Source organism: Pseudomonas sp. B21-023 (genome assembly GCF_024749165.1).
In the GTDB taxonomy this organism is placed as follows: domain Bacteria; phylum Pseudomonadota; class Gammaproteobacteria; order Pseudomonadales; family Pseudomonadaceae; genus Aquipseudomonas.
Genome location: NZ_CP087190.1, coordinates 3,525,048 through 3,542,641 on the forward strand (window position 1 = coordinate 3,525,048; position 17,594 = coordinate 3,542,641).

Sequence of the window (17,594 nt, forward strand, 5' to 3'; positions counted from 1 at the left end):
TGGAGATGGACCAGAAGGAACTGGCCCGAAACAGATGTGGGAGCTGGCTTGCCAGCGATGCGCCGCGCGGGCGGCGCTCGATCTCGAGAGCGCTACAAAACTACCGCCAAGCACCTCGTCGCCATCACGCGATCAACAGCCTCAACGGCCTACGACCTCGAAAGGAATGCCCCCAGCATGAAACTAATCACCCCCAACCTCGACCACCTCCCCCCTTCGGTCGCCCGCCCCAGCTACGACCCAAGCCAATTGCGCCAGGGCATCGTGCACATCGGCGTCGGCGGCTTCCACCGCGCCCACCAGGCCGCCTACACCGATGCCCTGATGAACCTGGGCGAAGGCCTCGACTGGGCCATCTGCGGTGCCGGCCTGCGCCGCGAAGACCGCGCCATGCGCGATGCCCTGGCCGCGCAAGACCACCTCTACACCCTGTTCGAACTGGGCGACCAGCCCGACACCCAGGTCCGCGTGATCGCCGCGATCAACGGCATGCTGCTGGCCGAGGACGGCGCCGAAACGCTGCTGGCCAAACTCGCCGAACCCGCCATCCGCATCGTCTCGCTGACCATCACCGAAGGCGGCTACTGCATCGACGACAGCACCGGCGAATTCCGCGCCGACCTGCCGCAGATCCAGCACGACCTGGCCAACCCACAAGCCCCGCAGAGCGTGTTCGGCTTCCTCTGCGAAGCCCTGCGCCGCCGCCGCGAGGCCGGCAGCGGGCCGTTCACGGTGATGTCCTGCGACAACCTCCCGCACAACGGCGACGTCGCCCGCAAGGCCCTGCTGGCCTTCGCCCACCTGCAGAACCACGACCTGGCCCGCTGGATCGACGGCCACGTCAGCTTCCCCAATGCCATGGTCGACCGCATCACCCCGATGACCAGCCCCGCCCACCGTCAGCAGCTGCTCGAGCGCCACGGCGTCGACGATGCCTGGCCGGTGGTGTGCGAGCCGTTCTTGCAATGGGTGGTGGAAGACAAGTTCGTCGCCGGTCGCCCGGCCTGGGAGCAGGTCGGCGTGCAGTTCACCGACGACGTCACGCCCTATGAAGAAATGAAGATCAAGCTGCTCAATGGCAGCCACCTGGCCCTCACCTACCTGGGCTTTCTGCAAGGCTACCGCTTCGTCCACGAAACCCTCGCCGACCCGCTGCTGCACCGCTACATGCGCACCTTCATGGACCAGGACGTCACCCCGCAACTGGCCCCGGTACCGGGCATCGACCTGACGCGCTACAAGCACAGCCTCACCGAGCGCTTCGCCAACCGCGCCATCGCCGACCAGCTGGAGCGCGTGTGCTCCGACGGCTCGTCGAAGTTCCCCAAGTTCATCGTGCCCACCGCCAACCGCCTGATCGCCGACGGCAAGCCCCTGGAGCGCGTGGCCCTGGTGGTGGCCGCCTGGGCCCTGTACCTGCGCGGCGAGGATGAACAGGGCACCCGCTACAGCATCCCCGACCCCCGCGCCGCCGACTGCCAGGCCCGAGTAGCACAGCGCGACGGCCTGGCCGCCCGGGTGCTCGGCGACGAGGCGATCTTCGGCACGGCGATCCCCGCGTCCAAAGCCTTCGTCAGCGCCTTCGAGCGCCTGTACGACAGCTTGCGCGAAATCGGCGTGAGTGAAACCCTGCGCCAGGTCCTCGGCGACTGACACGGAGGCTTTCGAAATGGACGGACTGTTCCTCGGCATCGACTGCGGTACCCAAGGCACCAAGGCCCTGGTGCTGGACGCCGGCAGCGGCCAGGTGCTGGGCCTGGGCAGCGCCGCCCATGCGCCGCCCCAAGGTCGCGATGGCCGGCGCGAACAGGATCCGGCCGACTGGCTGCAAGCCCTGCGCACGGCGGTGTCCGCTGCCTTGCGCGAAGCCGGTGTGGATGGCCAGGCCATTCGCGCAGTGGCGGTGTCCGGCCAGCAACACGGCCTGGTGCTGCTCGACGCCCAAGGCCAGGTGCTGCGCCCGGCCAAGCTCTGGTGCGACACCGAGAGCGCACCCGAGAACGCGGAGTTGCTCGATGCACTCGGCGGCGCCCAAGGCTCGCTTGAACGCCTCGGGCTGGTGATCGCGCCGGGCTATACCATTTCCAAGCTGCTGTGGACCAAGCGTAAACATCCCGAACTGTTCGCCCGCCTCGCCCATATCCTGCTGCCCCACGACTACCTGAATTACTGGCTGACCAGTCGCGTCTGCACTGAGCCCGGCGACGCCTCCGGCACCGGCTACTACGATGTGCGCCGCAGGACCTGGGCGCCTGATGTCCTTCAGCGCATCGAGCCCGGCGAGCGTCTTTTGGCTGCGCTGCCTGAACTGGTCGAATCCGGCGATTGCCTCGGCACCCTGCGCGCACAGGCTGCCACTGCCCTCGGCCTGAGCCCACAGACCTGGGTAGCCACTGGTGGCGGCGACAACATGCTCGGCGCCATCGGCACCGGCAATATCGCCCCCGGCATGATCACCCTGAGCCTCGGCACCTCCGGCACTCTGGCCGCCCACGCCGACCAGCCCCACGTCAGCGCCCAGGGCGAAGTGGCGACCTTCTGCGCCTCCAGCGGCGGCTGGTTGCCGTTGATCTGCACCATGAACCTCACCAGCGCCTGCGCCCTGGTGCGCGACCTGCTGGAACTCGACCTTGACCGTTTCACTGAGCTCGCCGCCCAAGCCCCGATCGGCGCCGACGGCCTGCTGATGCTGCCCTTCTTCGACGGCGAACGCGTGCCCGCGTTGCCCGAAGCCACGGCCAGCCTGCACGGCATGACCAGCGCCAACCTGACCCGCGCCAACCTCTGCCGGGCCGTGCTCGAAGGCACCGGCTTCAGCCTGCGTTACGGCCTCGACCTGCTGCGCGCCAGCGGCCTGCCAGGCAGCGAAATCCGCCTGGTCGGCGGCGCGGCGAAAAGCCCGCTGTGGCGCCAGACACTGGCCGATCTGCTCGGCCTGCCAGTGGTATGCCCCCAGCAGACCGAAGCCGCCGCCCTCGGCGCCGCGATCCAGGCCGCCTGGAGCCTCGGCCGCCAGCTGGGCCAGGGCGACAGCCTCGAAACCCTGTGCAAACGCTGCGTCGCCCTCGACGAAAGCACCCGCACCCTGCCCCGCCCGGCGCAACAGGCCGAGTACGAGGTCGCCTATCAACGCTACCGGGATCAACTGCCTGCGCACTGAGCACAGGTATCCTGCCCTTATCTATCGCTCTGGAGAACTGCATGTACCTGGTGTGTGGCGAGGCCCTGTTCGATGTCTTCAGCCTGGAAAACAGCACCCGCAGCAGCGAGCTGGGGTTTACCGCGATTGCCGGCGGATCGCCGTTCAACGTGGCCGTCGGCCTGCGCCGGTTGGGCGTGGCGTCGGCGTTGTTTGGCGGGTTGTCCAGCGACTACCTCGGTGCTCGGCTACGCCGGGTGCTGGAAGAGGAACGGGTGGACTGCCGCTATGTGGTGACCAGCGATGCGCCGACCACACTGGCCATGGTCGGGCTGGATGCCGATGGCTCGGCGCAGTATCAGTTTCGCGGTGAAGGGTGTGCGGATCGGCAGGTGAAACTGGAGCATCTGCCGCTGCTGGATGAGCGTGTGCGGGGGTTGCATGTGGGCTCGTACACCCTGGTGGTGCAGCCCGTGGCCGATACGCTGATGGCGCTGGTGGAGCGCGAGCGGGACCGGCGACTGATCAGCCTTGATCCGAATGTACGGCTTAATCCGCAGCCGGATGTGGCGTTGTGGCGGCGGCAGGTCGAGGCGTTTGCCGGGCATGCGCATGTGATCAAGGCCAGTGAGGAAGACATCGCCTTGCTCTACCCAGGCCGGGAGCCTCGTGACGTGGCCCGTGGCTGGCTCAACGAGCGCTGCCGACTGGTTTTCATCACCCATGGAGCAGATGGAGCCAGCGTGCATTGCGCACATGGCTCATGGCAGCGCCCAGCAGATACCTCGTTGCCAGTAAGCGACACCGTAGGCGCCGGTGACACCTTCCAAGCCGCCGTGCTCGCCTACCTGGCTCGCCTAGGAGCAGACAGCCCAACCGGTGTGGCGACGCTCCCCCATAAAACCATCGATTCAATCCTCGCCTACGCAATCCATGCCGCAGCAATCACCTGCTCCCGAACAGGCCCGAACCTGCCCTTTGAGCATGAACTACCACCGACATTCTGAGGATCATACATGGGCTGGGAAGCTTTCATACAACGCTTCCCACTCTCATCATTTTTCCCATACCGCCCGTCAAAATCCTGACTAAATGTATGCAAATGTAAAAAATATGATGGCACTATGCCTCGTTAGCCGGCAAAATCCATACATCCCCAATGGATTTGAAGGACCGGTTCCAATGACATGGCCAGTCATTCTGAAACTCGACAGCGCAGCCTATTCCCTCAGCGTGGTGCAACGAACCGCTTACGCCTTGGCTGACACAGTCGCGATTCAGATCGGCATTGAAGCTGACCAGATCAGCCTCACTGCCTTCCCTGCTAAAACGAAAGTCATGCTGCCTCAGGAGCAGGCACATTCGCTGATCCTCCAGCATTTAAATGACTTTGCCCTACGTGATCACATCAATCGTGAGACAGCTGGGTTGCGTGAGGTGCTGGCTCGAGCAGCGCTTGCTGGATGCGGGGTTTCGCGGTGACATTGATTGCGACCGACGCTAACGGCTACCGTCTGCTGCCCTTTCGCTTCATGCGCCTGAACACCGCAAATGACCCGGACATTTTGCTCACCTCCGATACAGGCGAGTATCTGTACGTGGACGACGCGCAGTTACGGGCCCTCAGTTACTTCGACATAGAAGCAGGCACATCTTTTTACAAGGACCTGCTAGCTCGCCATTTCATCTACGAACCGACACGCCACGATCCTTTTCCCGAAATGGCGGCGCAGTATCGCAGCCGCAAGGACTTTCTTTTCCAGGGGCCAGCCCTGCACTTGTTCGTTGTAACGCTACGCTGTAACCACACCTGCCAGTACTGCCAAGTTTCGCGCGCACCGCTGGGTGGCTCGGGCCATGACTTATCGGAAGCGGATGCACTCGCTGCCGTTGATCGCTTGTTCGAATCGAACGCTCCCGCGCTGACGGTAGAGTTCCAGGGCGGCGAGCCACTTCTGGCCTTCGAACGTGTACGCCAGATTGTCGAATGGGTAGCTACACGAAACCTAGTCGAGCAACGGGATATTCAGTTCGTCATAACCACAACGCTGCACCACCTGACGGACGAAGTACTCGACTTCGCAAAACAGCACAGCATCCAGTTCTCGACTTCCCTCGATGGACCGGCGCCCTTGCACAATGCCAACCGCCCGACACCTTCACGGGACTCTTACGAGCGCACCGTGGAAGGCATCAAACGGGTCCGGGAGCATCTTGGACACGACGCAGTCTCCGCGCTGACAACGTTGACCTCTCGAAGCCTTGAACAGCCTGAAGCTATCATCGACGAATACGTAAAGCAGGGTTTTTCCAGCATTTCACTTCGACCTCTCAGCCCTTACGGGTTTGCTTCCAAGAGTGCACATCGCCTTGACTATCCGATTGAGCAGTACCTGACCTTCTACACGAAGGCGCTGGCCTATATGCTGAAGATCAACCAGCAAGGGACCTACCTGTCGGAGAGCTACACCAGCTTGCTGCTGAAGAACATCCTGACGCCCTTCTCATCCGGCTATGTCGACCTGCGCTCACCCGCCGGCGCGGGTACAGCGGCGCTGGTCTACAACTATGACGGTTACGTCTACCCGTCGGACGAGGCTCGGATGCTGCTGGAGATGGGCGAGGACGGTTTAAGGTTGGGCACAGTCCAGCAACCCTTGTCAGAACTTTTGGCCTCACCCGTTATGGAGGCGCTACTTGCCAGTGGCGTCGCGGAGGCATTGCCGGGCTGTTCGGATTGCGCATTGGTTCCCTACTGCGGCGCAGACCCGGTCGAACATTATGCTCGCCAAGGTGATCCGATCGGACACCGGTTGTTCAGCAGTTTCTGCAAGAAGAACATGGGGCTGTTAAAGCACTTGTTCGCCTTGCTTCGCGACGGAGATGACAACGTCCAAAGGGTACTGCTGTCCTGGTTGAACAGGCGCTCATACAGCGATGTTCGCTTCCCAGGCTACAGGGGCTAAGGACGATGCTGCGCAAAGATACCCACTTCGAAATTCAATACCTGCATGAACCAAAGCTGCTCAAGGTCATCACCCTGGATGAGTTCATTGAGCAAGGAGTCGCAGTTTGCGCCGGTACCGCGCAATTCAATGATTTACTACTCTGGCTACCCAACGAAGATCTTGAGCGAAATCCACATCTGGTTTCATTGCCAGTGGGCGGCTTCCTGACCCCAGGGTCACTCTCTAGCCCCTTCGACAACGGCAGGCTACACCTGCATTCCCCCAAAGATCCGGATGTCGTTCAACCTGGCGATGTCATTGCCATTACCCCTGGCAATGCATTGGTAAGAGTGCTCTATCGACGCGGGTCAGACAGTAACCTGCTGTTCATGACGGATCGTTGCAACAGCCTCTGCCTGATGTGCTCGCAACCGCCTAAAGATATCGATGACCGCTGGCATATCGAGGAAAACCTTCGACTGATCGACCTGATGGATGCAGGCAAGGAAAACCTGGGGATCAGCGGCGGAGAGCCCACACTTTATCGTGATGGCCTGCTTGAGATTCTGGCCAAGTGCAAAACCGTTTTGCCACAGAAGTCCGTACACGTGCTCAGCAATGGACGGCTGTTCAAAGATCCAAGCTGGATCGCAGCCCTCGCGGCCCTAGGCCACCCCCAGCTGAGCTGGGGCATTCCGCTGTATGCCGACAACGCAGTCGACCATGACCATGTAGTTCAGGCCCCGGGCGCCTTCAGCGAAACCGTGCAAGGACTCTATAACCTCGCACGCGCTAACCAGATCATTGAGATACGCGTGGTACTCAGTCGCCTGACCACACCACGCTTGCCTGAATTAGCCCATTACGTGTTCAGGAACCTCCCCTTCGTACGGCACGTTGCGTTGATGGGTATCGAAAGTACTGGTCTGGCCAGAAAGCACTATGAGGAGTTGTGGATTGACCCGCTAGATTATCAAGAGGCATTGAGCCAAACCGCCTATTTCCTCTTCAACCGTGGGATGCCGGTTTCGATCTACAACCTGCCCCTGTGCTTGATCCCACCCCACCTCTCACGATTCGCCCGCCAGAGCATCTCCGACTGGAAAAACCTGTTCATCGATACCTGTCAGCAATGCGCTGCCGTCAAACATTGCTCAGGGTTCTTCAAATCCTACACTGACCGCTGGCAGAGCCGCGGCGTACGACAACTATCGACCGAGGCCTTTAGCGCCTATGCAAGGAGTGCACAGTGAAATTGCTTGACCGCTGGAAAATCCTGATCAGTGGCATCACCTTGTTGCCGATGGCTGGTACCACATTGGCACAGGCGGGCCATACACCGCTTGCCGATGCGAACTGGCAACCGAACGACAAGCTGCAGCCTCCAGTCTTTGCCGATACGCTCAATGCCACAGACGCAGTGAACATTTATGCGGCACATCGCTCGCACAGCTCACATCGGTCCCATAGCTCCCACAGTTCCCATTACAGCGGGTCCGGTGGCTATAGCGCGCCTCGCTACTACAGTCCGCCCGCAACGAGCACGCGGAGCTACAGTGCGCCGAGTACCTCACACAGTACTTCAGGTAGCAATAGCCTTTATCAGTCGTCCGGCACAGTTCCCGGAGCGAGCCCGGCTTCGTCAAAGACACGTGCGACCAACGAACAGAAAAGCAACCTGGTCAAGCGCGTACAGACTGCACTGATGGTTCGCCAGTACTATCAAGGCACAATTGATGGGGTCATGGGCAAGGCTACTCGTGGCGCGTTGATGGCCTTCCAAATGGATAGCGCACTGACCGTGAATGGCAGGATGGATACACCCACTCTCAATTCCCTGGGGATCAAGATTCCATAAACTTCGTCAGGTTAAGACTCCACCGCGAACTCGCTCTAGCAACCGGTGAGTCCCAATGCAAGCCGTTCGCGGCAGGTTCTGATTACTGCGCCTAAAGGCGCTTGGCCATTAGCACAAGCGCCCTAATCGACCCTACTCACCCAGCGCTCGTATAGTCCCCTCTGGATTACAAAAACCAGGAAAGGACTCCATGGGTCACAAACTTCCACCCCTCTGCCAATGGCTGGCCACCCTGGCCCTCACCTGCAGCACCCCGGCCCTGGCCGCACCCGCCTCAGGCGACTACTGGATCATCTACGGCAAAGGCGAACGCCTGCACAACGAGGTGTACGTCGCCGATGCCGCCGGCATCCTGCAAAAGCCCGGTGGCGTGCAATCGGCCCAGGTCATGCAGCTGTTCGAAGACCCGGCCTTCCCGACCCTCGCCGCCTACGAGGTGCAGGTCAAATGCAAACAGCGCCAGATCCGCCTGGACAGCGCCCGGGCGATACGTCGCTTCGACGGCGCCGTGCGCGATGTGAAAACCAACGCCAAAGACTGGGTCGCACCAAAGGACTACTGGTTGCAGCGCACCTTCGCCTTCGTCTGCGCCCCCGATAACCGCGCGCGCAACCAGATGCTGTCGATCGGCAAGATGCCGGCGGCGAAGATGGTCGCCACCATCCAGGCCATGTTCATCCAGTTGATTGGCGTGCAGGCCAACAGCCAGGCGGTGCAGGAGCTGGACGACATGCTGGCGAACACCCCACGATGAGCACACGCCATCTGCTGATCCTTGGCCTGTTGCTGCCTGCGCTGGCCGGCTGCATCCCGACCCTGCCGGAGCTGATGGCGGGCAACCAATGGCAAGGGCGCGACGCCAAGCAGGCCATCGACTTCTTCGGCCCGCCCATGCGCATGGAGCCGTTGCCCGGTGGCGCTGGGGTGCAGTTGGGCTGGTACCGCGATACCACCTACGTGCAAAAGGAGGTGGTCGGCAGCACCGCCGAGATGCAAGGCAACGTGATGGTCCATACCAACTACTGGGACGACGTGGCTCATCCTGGCGGCTGCACGATCCTGATGTCGGTGAACAAGGCGCGGCAGATCAACGATTTCGCCACCAAGGGGCGCTGTAACGGCGTGAACCTGGCGCCATAGCAGCTTGGCGAAACGTGGAAGCAGGCCTGTGGGATCGGGCTTGTGGGCGCGGATTTGTATGAACGAACTTGTATGAGCTAACTCGTGGGAGCGGGCTTGCCCCGCGATAGCGCCCGCCCAGACAACCAAGCCCCCAGCCAGATACCCTTCCCCTACTCAGCCCCCCGCCCAACCATCAACCCATGATTCACATCCTGGGCCAACGCCTTGGCCATGCCACTGAGGTAGTGCACCGCCGTCAGCAGCGTAAGCAGATGATCAGTCTCCACCATTGCCAGATCACTGATCTTGTGCGCCGCACACATCAGCACGGTCGCCTGCTCCACCGCATGGTCCAGCGGATGCCCCTCCACCACGCGGAACAGCGGGTCTTGCACACTCACCTGCGCGCCTTCGCCGAAATGCCCGACGCCGGTAGTGGCAAGTTTCTTGATGCGCGGGATTTGCAATTCCTTATCCATACCATTCCTCCTGCGGTCCCGCGAACGGCGCGGGGCCTGATCGGTGAACATCAAGTGCGAGCCCAGGCTCGCCAGGTCAGTGCCGGGATTGCAGGCGGCTCAGCGCCACTTCCACCAGGGTGCGGGCGCTGTCGATTTCGTGCATGGCGGCGAGGGTCAGGACCTGGCCTGGCGGTTTGGCGTGGAGCAGGACGGTCTGCTGGCTGACGGTCAAGGCGCAGACGAGGTATTCGGAGATCTGGACCAGAAGGTCTTCGAGGGTGTGGGTGGTGTATTTGTTTTGTAGGGGTGGATCGGGGACTATTTTCAGCATGGTAGAGCTCCTATTTTCAAATGGAGCTACCGTTCTCTGCTGTCAAACAGAAAGGTGGCAGCTGTACGCGGGTTGACAGACCGGGAAAATAGGAAACCGGCGCACCGAAGTGCCCCACGTACAGCCACCATAGACGGCTATGCACGCGCGTTACTATCTTCCCGGTCTGTCAAAACCGGTCGCTGAATTGGCAGCGACTTGGCGAGACTAGATGGGTGATGCAGCGGCTGCAACGGGCTGTAAGGGGGTAGAAGTATGTTTCGGAAACGGACTACAAGGAAGAGGGAAAATCCGATTCCGTAGACCCTGGGCACGCCTGCTGCCACAACGAATATGGACCTGAAACGCATACGAACTCTCGCGCGGACGCTACGATCGCAGTGGCGCTTTGCCAGTTTTTCTTGAACCGTTTGATCACTTTGGCGACGATGGGGAAATTTCCTACAAACATCGGCGACAAAGGGCAGCGCACGTGGCGATCAAAGCTGTATCGAAGGAACGTATTGACGAGGCTTTGCTGGAATTTGACCGCGATTTTAGAGGAAAACGAGAGTGGCTTGGTTGGGAGACAAACCCTGCCCACCGCTACGCGATTGCTGTAGGGGGTACATCGTACCCGGCAAAGAAAATAGTCTCCTTAGCTACCGGCATCGCAGTTAGCCAATTCCCAGGCGGACACCTCACAAACCACTATTTAGAAAAGCGTGGATTTACCATCATCGAGCTGCAGAGCACTGGTCTAGAACCAGTCCTGATGTTTGAGCCTGGGGCCATTTACGATCGCGTGACTGAAATCAACGGACCATTCGGGGGTAGCCGGCAGAGTGGCATAGCGGCATCTGCTACCTACCCGACGATTTTCTTGTTTACAGGTGATAGTGGCGAGCAATACGGCTATGCCGACAGCTGGGACAACGGTGCGTTTCTCTACACCGGTGAAGGGAAGCGTGGGCCTATGAGATTGAACCGTGGCAACAGAGCTGTCGCTGAGCATGCTGAGACAGGTCGTGCACTTCATCTGTTCCAATCGCTCGGCAAAGGAAAAGGTAATCGCTACATAGGTGAGTTCTGCTGCGCCGATGTCTTTGAACGAACCCAGCCGGATGTTGATGGCGAGGATCGTACTGCTCTTGTATTCAGATTGGTACCTGTGGGCATTCCAGAGCTGGATATCGAAACTGAGTTGGAGACAAAGGTTGAACTCGCAGATTCGTTAGCTGCGGCTCGGATAGCTGCTCTGGCTGCCTGTAAGCCGGTAACGAATGCAATGGACCAATCAGCACAGCGCAAAATTTACCAGCGCAGCCGAAAGGTCGCTCACTACGTCCTCATGCGTGCCAAAGGCTTATGTGAAAGCTGTGACAAGCCAGCTCCTTTTTTTAAGAAAGATGGAACCCCATACCTGGAGCCGCATCATGTGAATCGGCTCTCCGACGGTGGCCTCGACCACCCTCGGTACGTAGGTGCTGTGTGCCCATCCTGTCATCGCGAGATTCACTCAGGTGTACATGGTGTGTCGCTTAATGAGCAGTTGAAGCAGCGACTTAATGCAATTGAAGGCTAAGTTGATTGACAACACTGCCGGTACCTAGAGGCACGTGTCACTCGGCTAGATCAGCCGATAATCACGGTGCAAAACGCCAAGCTCATCCAGCCCTCGCGCGAGCATCTGACTGTACCCCTGGCGATCATGGATAAAGGGAGAAAAGAGGCTGTGGCCAAGCCATTCCTCGAAGCCATTTTGAGCCACGTTTGCCAACGCCATACCCACCGAGCGCACGTCTTCGAATCTCCCGTGCTGCAGGTCATCTTGGTTGAGGTTGTCGTAGACGTACCAAGTATCGTCATCGAGCTCTGACCAGCGCTTGAACGATGCTCGCCTCACTTGGCACGGAACGCAGCGACCACAATGTTTATAGCCGAACCGCTGGAAGCGCCCACAACTGGTGGATGACACAGCATGCTGCTTGAGCAAATCCTGATTTTTGCAGTCCACCATCATTTCGCCTTTCGTGACCAAGGCATAGGGATTGCGAATCTGAACGTTGATGCCAGCAGCATCAAAAATCTGTTGGAGCCGCCCCAAGTATTCGGGATGCGCAGTGCGAGTGCTCAGGCTACCGACCCGGGACATGGTCAGCGGTGGATTGATGGCGATGAACCCGTTCTCGCAGATATACAGCGGCACGGTCTCGCCACGATGGTAGCGATCGAGCGAAGTCGCTACGGCTAGGCCAAATGCCAAAAATACGATCGAGCGCGCGCGCTGGGACGGCTCTTGCTGCCCAGGCGACCTGGCCACGTGGTTGAGACCGATCCGGTTCAAACCAAGACTCTGTGCGAACAGATCCTGCTTCTCACCATCGCCTCGAACAATCTGGCTCACTGCGTAGGGTTTCACCCCCTGTTCGACCAGGTCAATTGCGCCAATCAAGCTGTCTAGACCACCAGAGAGCAGCACCACCGAATCTTCAACAGGATGCAGTACCTGCATCTGTGCCGGCGGCTCAAAACCACCAGGGTGAAAAGCCAGTGTCCACTGATCCGTTGTGAGGAACCGCAACGCCGCCTCCAAGGCACGAGCCTGCGCATTCCAAAACACCGGATCCAGCACAGCAATTTCAAGGCTGATCTGGCGAGTCCAGGCATCAGCACTTTTTGCTCTCAGATCAGTGAAATCAGCAGCCACCACTGAAAGCGCGATACTCAGAAAGTCCCAGGCTTGAGGGCTGATTTCCAAATGGGCCCTATCTAGCAGTTCCCGAGCATAGCCACCAACGCTGACCTGCCCATCCTCCGCTTTACCGTAGATCACCACTTGCATGGCGCCATCCATACCCGGCACCGTGAATCCAGCTGGACCGCACACAAACCTCATTCTACGTACCCCTCAAAGACTTCAAAGGTGTCCTGCAGCGCCTGGGTAACAACCTGAGAAATTCTCCCAGTAGTCAAGGGCGTTCTGGCGTTTGCGATCTTGCGGAACGACGCGCTCACGCATTCTTTGATGTAGTCCTTGATCTCCTTCAAGCGACGCATTGCGACGGATGCTGAAGGCGCTTTTTCCTGGATCGTCTTGCACATATCGAGCTCGTACCGATGGAAGACGTCCATCGCTGTGAAACGCTCAATCGCAAACGCCCGCTGCTCGGCTGACAGGTTGAGTAGGTCAGCGTCTGGGTAACGCACAAGAACATCGGATAGCGAGCCACGGATCGAGGCACGCTCAGCCTCCGCATCCTGAGTACCGTCTACTGGGCGCACGGCTTCAACCAGCGCATCCATCACTTCGGAGGCAGAGCGACCTTTCAAAAGGACTCGGTCAAGTACACCGGGGCCGGCTTGTTGGCTGCCATCAGCGACCGACTCAAGCGCATTACCGAAGACCCCGGCGATCGACGCGGTGCCTCCAAAGCGAGCCGTGGTGGTTTTTGATCCACCATATCCATGGCGCACATATTCCCGCAGGCTCTTGCGTAAGCTATTGCGATTACCGCTGTTTGCGAAGTCACCGAGCCCCCGCCGCGCCCCCTTGAATCGTGCAGGAGGTGCTAAGGGTGAAGGTGCCAGGGGTACCTGTCTTGGGTCATCGGCTTGGTCACTACCATTCTCGGTCTCGTCCTTATCTGGCTCGGATGGCCCGTCATCTTGTGGATCTACCTCCGGTGGCTCGGGCGGCTTTGGCGGCACAGGAGGCAGCGGAGGAGTCCAAGGTGGTACGTACGGTAGGCCCTTGCCAGGCGGATCGTTATTTTGTGAGGTTCCCATCAAACTTCCTTATTGCAGCCTTCACCGGCGGACTGACTTCAGCCGTCTTCCAAAATTCGTACACTGACTTCACCCAAGCCTCGTCTGTAAGCTTCGGCACAATGCCCGCCTGGATTTGTGCCGGCGGACGAGCTTTCAGAAACGCAGCCAGTCGGAGCCCCTGCTGAGCATCAAGTCGTCCGACTACGAGCAAGGCCTCCAGGATGTCAGGTACTCCCCACTCTTGCTCAGCACCTGCCTTGTCTAGCAAACGATCCATCACCACGTTGATATCGACAGGCGCTATGAGTGCCAGCCTATCCTTGAGCTGCTCAGCCATGTCAGGGGTAGCGAGCAGTGCGGTAAGCAGCTCGGCAGCTTCCGAAGACAGTCGGTCTTCGTCTGTGATGATCGGAGCATGCTCACGACTGACGTATATGGCACCCCGCAGATCTTTGTCTGCCAAAGCTGGAGGCAGGGCAAGCCACTCTTTGACGAAAGGAAGATCCCAAGGCTGCTGGAGCGTTAGGGCTTTGCCCAACTTCATATCAGCTTCCCACTCACCAAGCAGCACGGGCTTACCGTCCTTGTGGGATGCCACGGCCTTCATCAGTTCTTCGTACGCCTTTGGGTTACCGCTACGCTCGAAAAGCATCAGCTTGACCAGCACCGCTTCGTCTACACCCACCCCTTGGGCACGAGAGATGCTCATGCGGATAGACAGGGCGTTCAGGAAGCGCTTGATGAGTCGAGGGTTTCCCTGGATACCCGAGGCAGACGTCATGACTGCAGCCAGGCGCTCAGCGGTGTCGAACTTGCCGATCAGGTCTGTGGGGTAGTTGCTATACAAGCTCTGCATGAAAGCGCGATCCACCCGGTTGCCCTGCCAGGTTGTCCGAAGCTGTCCGCGCACCTGGACTCGAATTTTTTCGACGACCTCTTTGGGCAGCTTACTGTTCTCCAGGAACAGCATCATCATGTACGCCCTGACTTCCTGGGTACCCAGGGGAGGAACACGAATCGGCACCTGAATCAGTTTGTCGAAATAGCTGGTCACCAAGACATCATCGGGCACACCGCTAAAGTGCTTGCGCACCGCGTGCTTGATCATCTCGTTGTCCGCAGCGATAACGAACGCTGTATTGCGCAGGAACAGGAAGAGTCGAATGGCTTCCAGCGTGGAGATAGTGGTCTCAGGCAGGCAGCGATCCAGGTCGTCGATCAACACGACCAGGGTGACCCCCAGCTCTTCCAGGATGGCCTCGAAGTTATCCCTGAGTGCCTGGATTTCCTTCGGCGGAGACTTTTTGGCAGGTGCGCTACTCCATAGCTTACCGGCCTCATACTTGGCTTTTTCAGCGGTATCGTGCAACGCCTCTATGGCATCCTGATCGACCTGCCCAGATCGAACTCGGTCAACAAGGCCGATGATCTCGCCTAGCAGGCCCGGCGCGGGTACTCCCGTAGCAAAGGACAAAGCTGTGCTGCCGGCGAGCTTCGCAGCCCGGAGCCAATTTACCCGTGAAAGCAGCTCAGAAGCTTTATCTAGACCTTTAGCGCGCTTCTTAGCCTCGGCTTCCAGACGCGTGGCAATCACGTCCATCAGGGCAGCGCGGGCGTCATCATAGCCTTGGTATAGCCAAGCGTTGAATTCGACGAATACAAAGTCCTTCGCAGGCTTCTCCTCGACTTGGGGCGGATCTTTGAGGGACGCCTGGATCAACTTGATCATGGACGACTTGCCCGCGCCCCACGCACCAGACACACCGATGGAAATTGGGCGGCCATCAGCTTGGTAGACGATCTCAGCGACTGTATCAGCGACCCCAGAAAAATTTAAGAAGTCTGTTTCCGTCTCATTATCTACCCACATGAAAACCCTCCCTGGACGTCTTCAGCGTGAAGCAATGGCAACGACGCACCATAGTAGCCTTTACACTTGGCCAATGGCCACCACCTAAGAGAGCAATGAGATGTGGAAAAATTTCGTTACGTTGAGGTTGGTCGGGAACAGGTCGCACGCGCCTGCTACCTGCATTCAAGCATTTATGCGTGCTGGCTCATCTACTACCAGGTGTGCTTGCCGCTGCAGCGGTGTGGGAGCACACATGTAGCCTCGCAGTTCACGACCGTCCGCTTACGACTCAAAGCATCCGGTCGACGTGTCTACAAAACCAAGGGCGATTTACGATAATCTGATCGTTGGCGCGGTTAGCCCACCGGTAGTGCCCGCACTTCTGATAACAATCAGTGCGCGATCATTTGGTCAGGGGAAGATATTGATGTCGAAGAGCACGGGTGTAGTCTTACGTCTAAACGGCGACGTGTTAAGGTTTAAATCCAAGGATGAGCTAAATGAGTATCTGAAATCCATTTGCCGGGGATGGGAGTGGTTGGTAAATATGACGGGGGTCTATCAGGAGGTTGGCAAAGCCATTTTTAAGGTCTATTTTCACGATCCGATCTCTGTGACTAGGCAGGAAATGGAAGATCGCGAGATCTCTGTCTATAAGTTGGGGAGCGAGAAGTCCGTATTTTTACTCAACGACAGTGATGCCGGTCACCTCATCGCCAAGACGAGGCGGGAGTACGATGATGTCACGGCTGCATTGGCAATCCTATTTTTGAATAAATACACAAGGAGCTTGATTGCTCGTCACGAAAGAATTAGCGAATTTGCAATCAGCGATCGGCTCACCTTTGAGCGTTCGGTTGCGATTCAAATTGCCATTTCGCTTCAAGGTTTTTCATCCATAGGGGCTGATGCCCGCTCTGCGTTGATGATGGAGACATTAGATCGATTCGTTTCGCATGCTGACTTGGCAACGGATGCAGTGAATAACTACGTAACCGACATCAGCGAGTCCACCCAGTCGGCGAAGCGAAACCTCGACAGCTTGGGCGACTCGTTGAAGAACGCGTATATCCGACGTCGCAAGCGCTACTCGGCCTATCTGCTCAACGCGCGAAATTCAGCCCGCGCGGCCTTTACCGACGCTTTAGATTCTTTTGAGTCCGCGAAAACTGCGTACCACGATCAAGTAGACTTGGATGCGTCTGTGCAATATTGGATGGCGCGCAAATGGAATCACTCAGTATTCAAGGTCATCTGGTTTTTTGCGGTGCTCATGAGCATGGCCATCATGTTCGTCTCGGTAATGGGCTATTACGGAGTTGGTGGGGCTGCGGGGCTCTCAAGCGCGTTCGGTCAGTACCGTCAGCAAAGCGCGGACGGCAACGACTCTTCTGTGGGACTCGTTGCAGCACTGTTGCCAGCACCCGCTTCCGCTGAGGCTAGCAGCCCAGTTCTACACCCAGCTCAAACGGAGTCTGCAGATACCGCATCCGCAGTGACCACAACACCGACCCATGCCGTGTTGCCAGGCGCCGTTCGATCCGAAGTGGCTACGGCGATCGCGGATTTAGCCGGGGTTGCATTGCTGATCACACTCCTAGGAATTCTCATCAGAATTACGCTTCGCCAGTTCAACACCCACTCACACTTGGCGTTGGAAGCCGAGGAGCGGATCACGTTCACCAAGACATACCTGGCCTTGCTGAACGAAGGCAAGCTGAAGTCCGAGGAAGACCGTAAACTGGTGTTGGAGAGTCTGTTCAGATCAACCAAGTCAGGCACCATGGACGAGATTCCGTTCTCCAGCCCGGTTGAGCTGATCTTCAAAACTATTTCTGACAAGAAAGCTAGTTGAGCACATCAAGGGTTCTGGCTCTGGTCACGTAGGCCGGGCCTCAGTAAGCATTTCGGCTCCCGTCACACGGCCGCACTGCGACTGTATTGACCAGGAGCGCTCGGGGGGCACCAGCTCGAGCTCAGCCTGGCAGAGAAGTACTCTCACTCAACGTTGGCAGCAGTGCCTGCAGGTGTGTGTGGTCGAACCTGGCAGATAAACGCACTCGGAAAGCACAGTTGAGCCTATTGCCGCTCATCTTGGGGGCTGGCTAATAACTGACAAGAAACCAGTAGCTG

16 protein-coding genes are annotated in these 17,594 nt (G+C 58.7%); 11 read left to right on the forward strand and 5 right to left on the reverse strand.

The genetic code is table 11. The features are described 5' to 3' along the window. Positions 1-177: 177 nt before the first annotated feature. The 9 genes from LOY42_RS15710 (at position 178) to LOY42_RS15750 (ending at position 9,085) form a co-directional block, all read left to right on the forward strand. On the forward strand, positions 178-1,653 hold the full coding sequence (locus LOY42_RS15710) for a mannitol dehydrogenase family protein (RefSeq protein WP_258598268.1): 1,476 nt from the start codon (positions 178-180) through the stop codon (positions 1,651-1,653). Between the two features lie 16 nt (positions 1,654-1,669). Then, complete coding sequence (gene xylB, locus LOY42_RS15715; protein ID WP_258598270.1) at positions 1,670-3,160, forward strand: xylulokinase; 1,491 nt, start codon at positions 1,670-1,672, stop codon at positions 3,158-3,160. 41 nt (positions 3,161-3,201) lie between these two features. Next, on the forward strand, positions 3,202-4,146 hold the full coding sequence (locus tag LOY42_RS15720) for a carbohydrate kinase (RefSeq protein WP_258598272.1): 945 nt from the start codon (positions 3,202-3,204) through the stop codon (positions 4,144-4,146). A 175-nt stretch (positions 4,147-4,321) separates the two neighbouring features. Next, complete coding sequence (gene hxsD / locus LOY42_RS15725) at positions 4,322-4,621, forward strand: His-Xaa-Ser system protein HxsD (protein WP_139671527.1); 300 nt, start codon at positions 4,322-4,324, stop codon at positions 4,619-4,621. Further along, a complete protein-coding gene (gene hxsB, locus LOY42_RS15730) occupies positions 4,618-6,105 on the forward strand; it encodes a His-Xaa-Ser system radical SAM maturase HxsB (RefSeq protein WP_258598275.1) in 1,488 nt (495 codons plus the stop codon). The genes hxsD and hxsB overlap by 4 nt, the downstream gene beginning before the upstream one ends. Positions 6,106-6,110: 5 nt before the next feature. Continuing rightward, positions 6,111-7,340 carry a His-Xaa-Ser system radical SAM maturase HxsC gene (gene hxsC / locus LOY42_RS15735; protein ID WP_258598276.1) on the forward strand — a complete coding sequence of 410 codons (1,230 nt, stop codon included), beginning with the start codon at positions 6,111-6,113 and terminating at the stop codon, positions 7,338-7,340. Continuing rightward, positions 7,337-7,945, forward strand: a complete 609-nt coding sequence (gene hxsA / locus LOY42_RS15740; RefSeq protein WP_258598278.1) for a His-Xaa-Ser repeat protein HxsA — start codon at positions 7,337-7,339, stop codon at positions 7,943-7,945. Before hxsC ends, hxsA begins: the two co-directional genes overlap by 4 nt. A 190-nt stretch (positions 7,946-8,135) precedes the next feature. Further along, a complete protein-coding gene (locus LOY42_RS15745) occupies positions 8,136-8,699 on the forward strand; it encodes a hypothetical protein (RefSeq protein WP_258598280.1) in 564 nt (187 codons plus the stop codon). After that, on the forward strand, positions 8,696-9,085 hold the full coding sequence (locus LOY42_RS15750; protein ID WP_198754850.1) for a hypothetical protein: 390 nt from the start codon (positions 8,696-8,698) through the stop codon (positions 9,083-9,085). Before LOY42_RS15745 ends, LOY42_RS15750 begins: the two co-directional genes overlap by 4 nt. A 152-nt stretch (positions 9,086-9,237) precedes the next feature. Here LOY42_RS15750 and LOY42_RS15755 read toward each other — a convergent pair whose 3' ends face one another. Both LOY42_RS15755 and LOY42_RS15760 read right to left on the reverse strand, forming a co-directional pair. Then, positions 9,238-9,546 carry a DUF3077 domain-containing protein gene (locus LOY42_RS15755; protein WP_258598282.1) on the reverse strand — a complete coding sequence of 103 codons (309 nt, stop codon included), beginning with the start codon at positions 9,544-9,546 and terminating at the stop codon, positions 9,238-9,240. Positions 9,547-9,622: 76 nt separating this feature from the next. After that, entirely contained in the window at positions 9,623-9,859 is a 237-nt protein-coding gene (locus LOY42_RS15760) for a hypothetical protein (protein ID WP_258598284.1), read from the reverse strand. A 472-nt stretch (positions 9,860-10,331) separates the two neighbouring features. Here LOY42_RS15760 and LOY42_RS15765 point away from each other — a divergent pair, with 472 nt between their 5' ends. After that, complete coding sequence (locus LOY42_RS15765) at positions 10,332-11,423, forward strand: HNH endonuclease signature motif containing protein (protein ID WP_258598286.1); 1,092 nt, start codon at positions 10,332-10,334, stop codon at positions 11,421-11,423. A 45-nt stretch (positions 11,424-11,468) separates the two neighbouring features. Here LOY42_RS15765 and qatC read toward each other — a convergent pair whose 3' ends face one another. The 3 genes from qatC to LOY42_RS15780 are packed head-to-tail and all read right to left on the reverse strand — an operon-like array spanning position 11,469 to position 15,479. After that, a complete protein-coding gene (gene qatC / locus LOY42_RS15770) occupies positions 11,469-12,737 on the reverse strand; it encodes a Qat anti-phage system QueC-like protein QatC (protein ID WP_309475685.1) in 1,269 nt (422 codons plus the stop codon). Then, positions 12,734-13,627: a Qat anti-phage system associated protein QatB gene (qatB, locus tag LOY42_RS15775; protein WP_258598290.1), complete on the reverse strand. Its 894-nt coding sequence runs from the start codon at positions 13,625-13,627 to the stop codon at positions 12,734-12,736. Before qatB ends, qatC begins: the two co-directional genes overlap by 4 nt. Next, complete coding sequence (locus LOY42_RS15780; protein WP_258598292.1) at positions 13,608-15,479, reverse strand: P-loop NTPase fold protein; 1,872 nt, start codon at positions 15,477-15,479, stop codon at positions 13,608-13,610. The genes qatB and LOY42_RS15780 overlap by 20 nt, the downstream gene beginning before the upstream one ends. Before the next feature lie 409 nt (positions 15,480-15,888). Here LOY42_RS15780 and LOY42_RS15785 point away from each other — a divergent pair, with 409 nt between their 5' ends. Further along, a complete protein-coding gene (locus LOY42_RS15785) occupies positions 15,889-17,316 on the forward strand; it encodes a DUF6161 domain-containing protein (protein ID WP_258598294.1) in 1,428 nt (475 codons plus the stop codon). Positions 17,317-17,594 lie beyond the last annotated feature (278 nt).

Bases quoted from the DNA above. Each gene is read 5' to 3' on its own strand.
- LOY42_RS15745 (WP_258598280.1), top strand. From the start codon at position 8,136: ATGGGTCACAAACTTCCACCCCTCTGCCAATGGCTGGCCACCCTGGCC.
- qatB (WP_258598290.1), bottom strand. From the start codon at position 13,627: ATGGGAACCTCACAAAATAACGATCCGCCTGGCAAGGGCCTACCGTAC.
- LOY42_RS15780 (WP_258598292.1), bottom strand. From the start codon at position 15,479: ATGTGGGTAGATAATGAGACGGAAACAGACTTCTTAAATTTTTCTGGG.
- LOY42_RS15755 (WP_258598282.1), bottom strand. From the start codon at position 9,546: ATGGATAAGGAATTGCAAATCCCGCGCATCAAGAAACTTGCCACTACC.
- hxsC (WP_258598276.1), top strand. From the start codon at position 6,111: ATGCTGCGCAAAGATACCCACTTCGAAATTCAATACCTGCATGAACCA.
- LOY42_RS15760 (WP_258598284.1), bottom strand. From the start codon at position 9,859: ATGCTGAAAATAGTCCCCGATCCACCCCTACAAAACAAATACACCACC.
- LOY42_RS15750 (WP_198754850.1), top strand. From the start codon at position 8,696: ATGAGCACACGCCATCTGCTGATCCTTGGCCTGTTGCTGCCTGCGCTG.
- xylB (WP_258598270.1), top strand. From the start codon at position 1,670: ATGGACGGACTGTTCCTCGGCATCGACTGCGGTACCCAAGGCACCAAG.
- LOY42_RS15785 (WP_258598294.1), top strand. From the start codon at position 15,889: ATGTCGAAGAGCACGGGTGTAGTCTTACGTCTAAACGGCGACGTGTTA.
- hxsD (WP_139671527.1), top strand. From the start codon at position 4,322: ATGACATGGCCAGTCATTCTGAAACTCGACAGCGCAGCCTATTCCCTC.
- LOY42_RS15710 (WP_258598268.1), top strand. From the start codon at position 178: ATGAAACTAATCACCCCCAACCTCGACCACCTCCCCCCTTCGGTCGCC.
- LOY42_RS15720 (WP_258598272.1), top strand. From the start codon at position 3,202: ATGTACCTGGTGTGTGGCGAGGCCCTGTTCGATGTCTTCAGCCTGGAA.
- qatC (WP_309475685.1), bottom strand. From the start codon at position 12,737: ATGAGGTTTGTGTGCGGTCCAGCTGGATTCACGGTGCCGGGTATGGAT.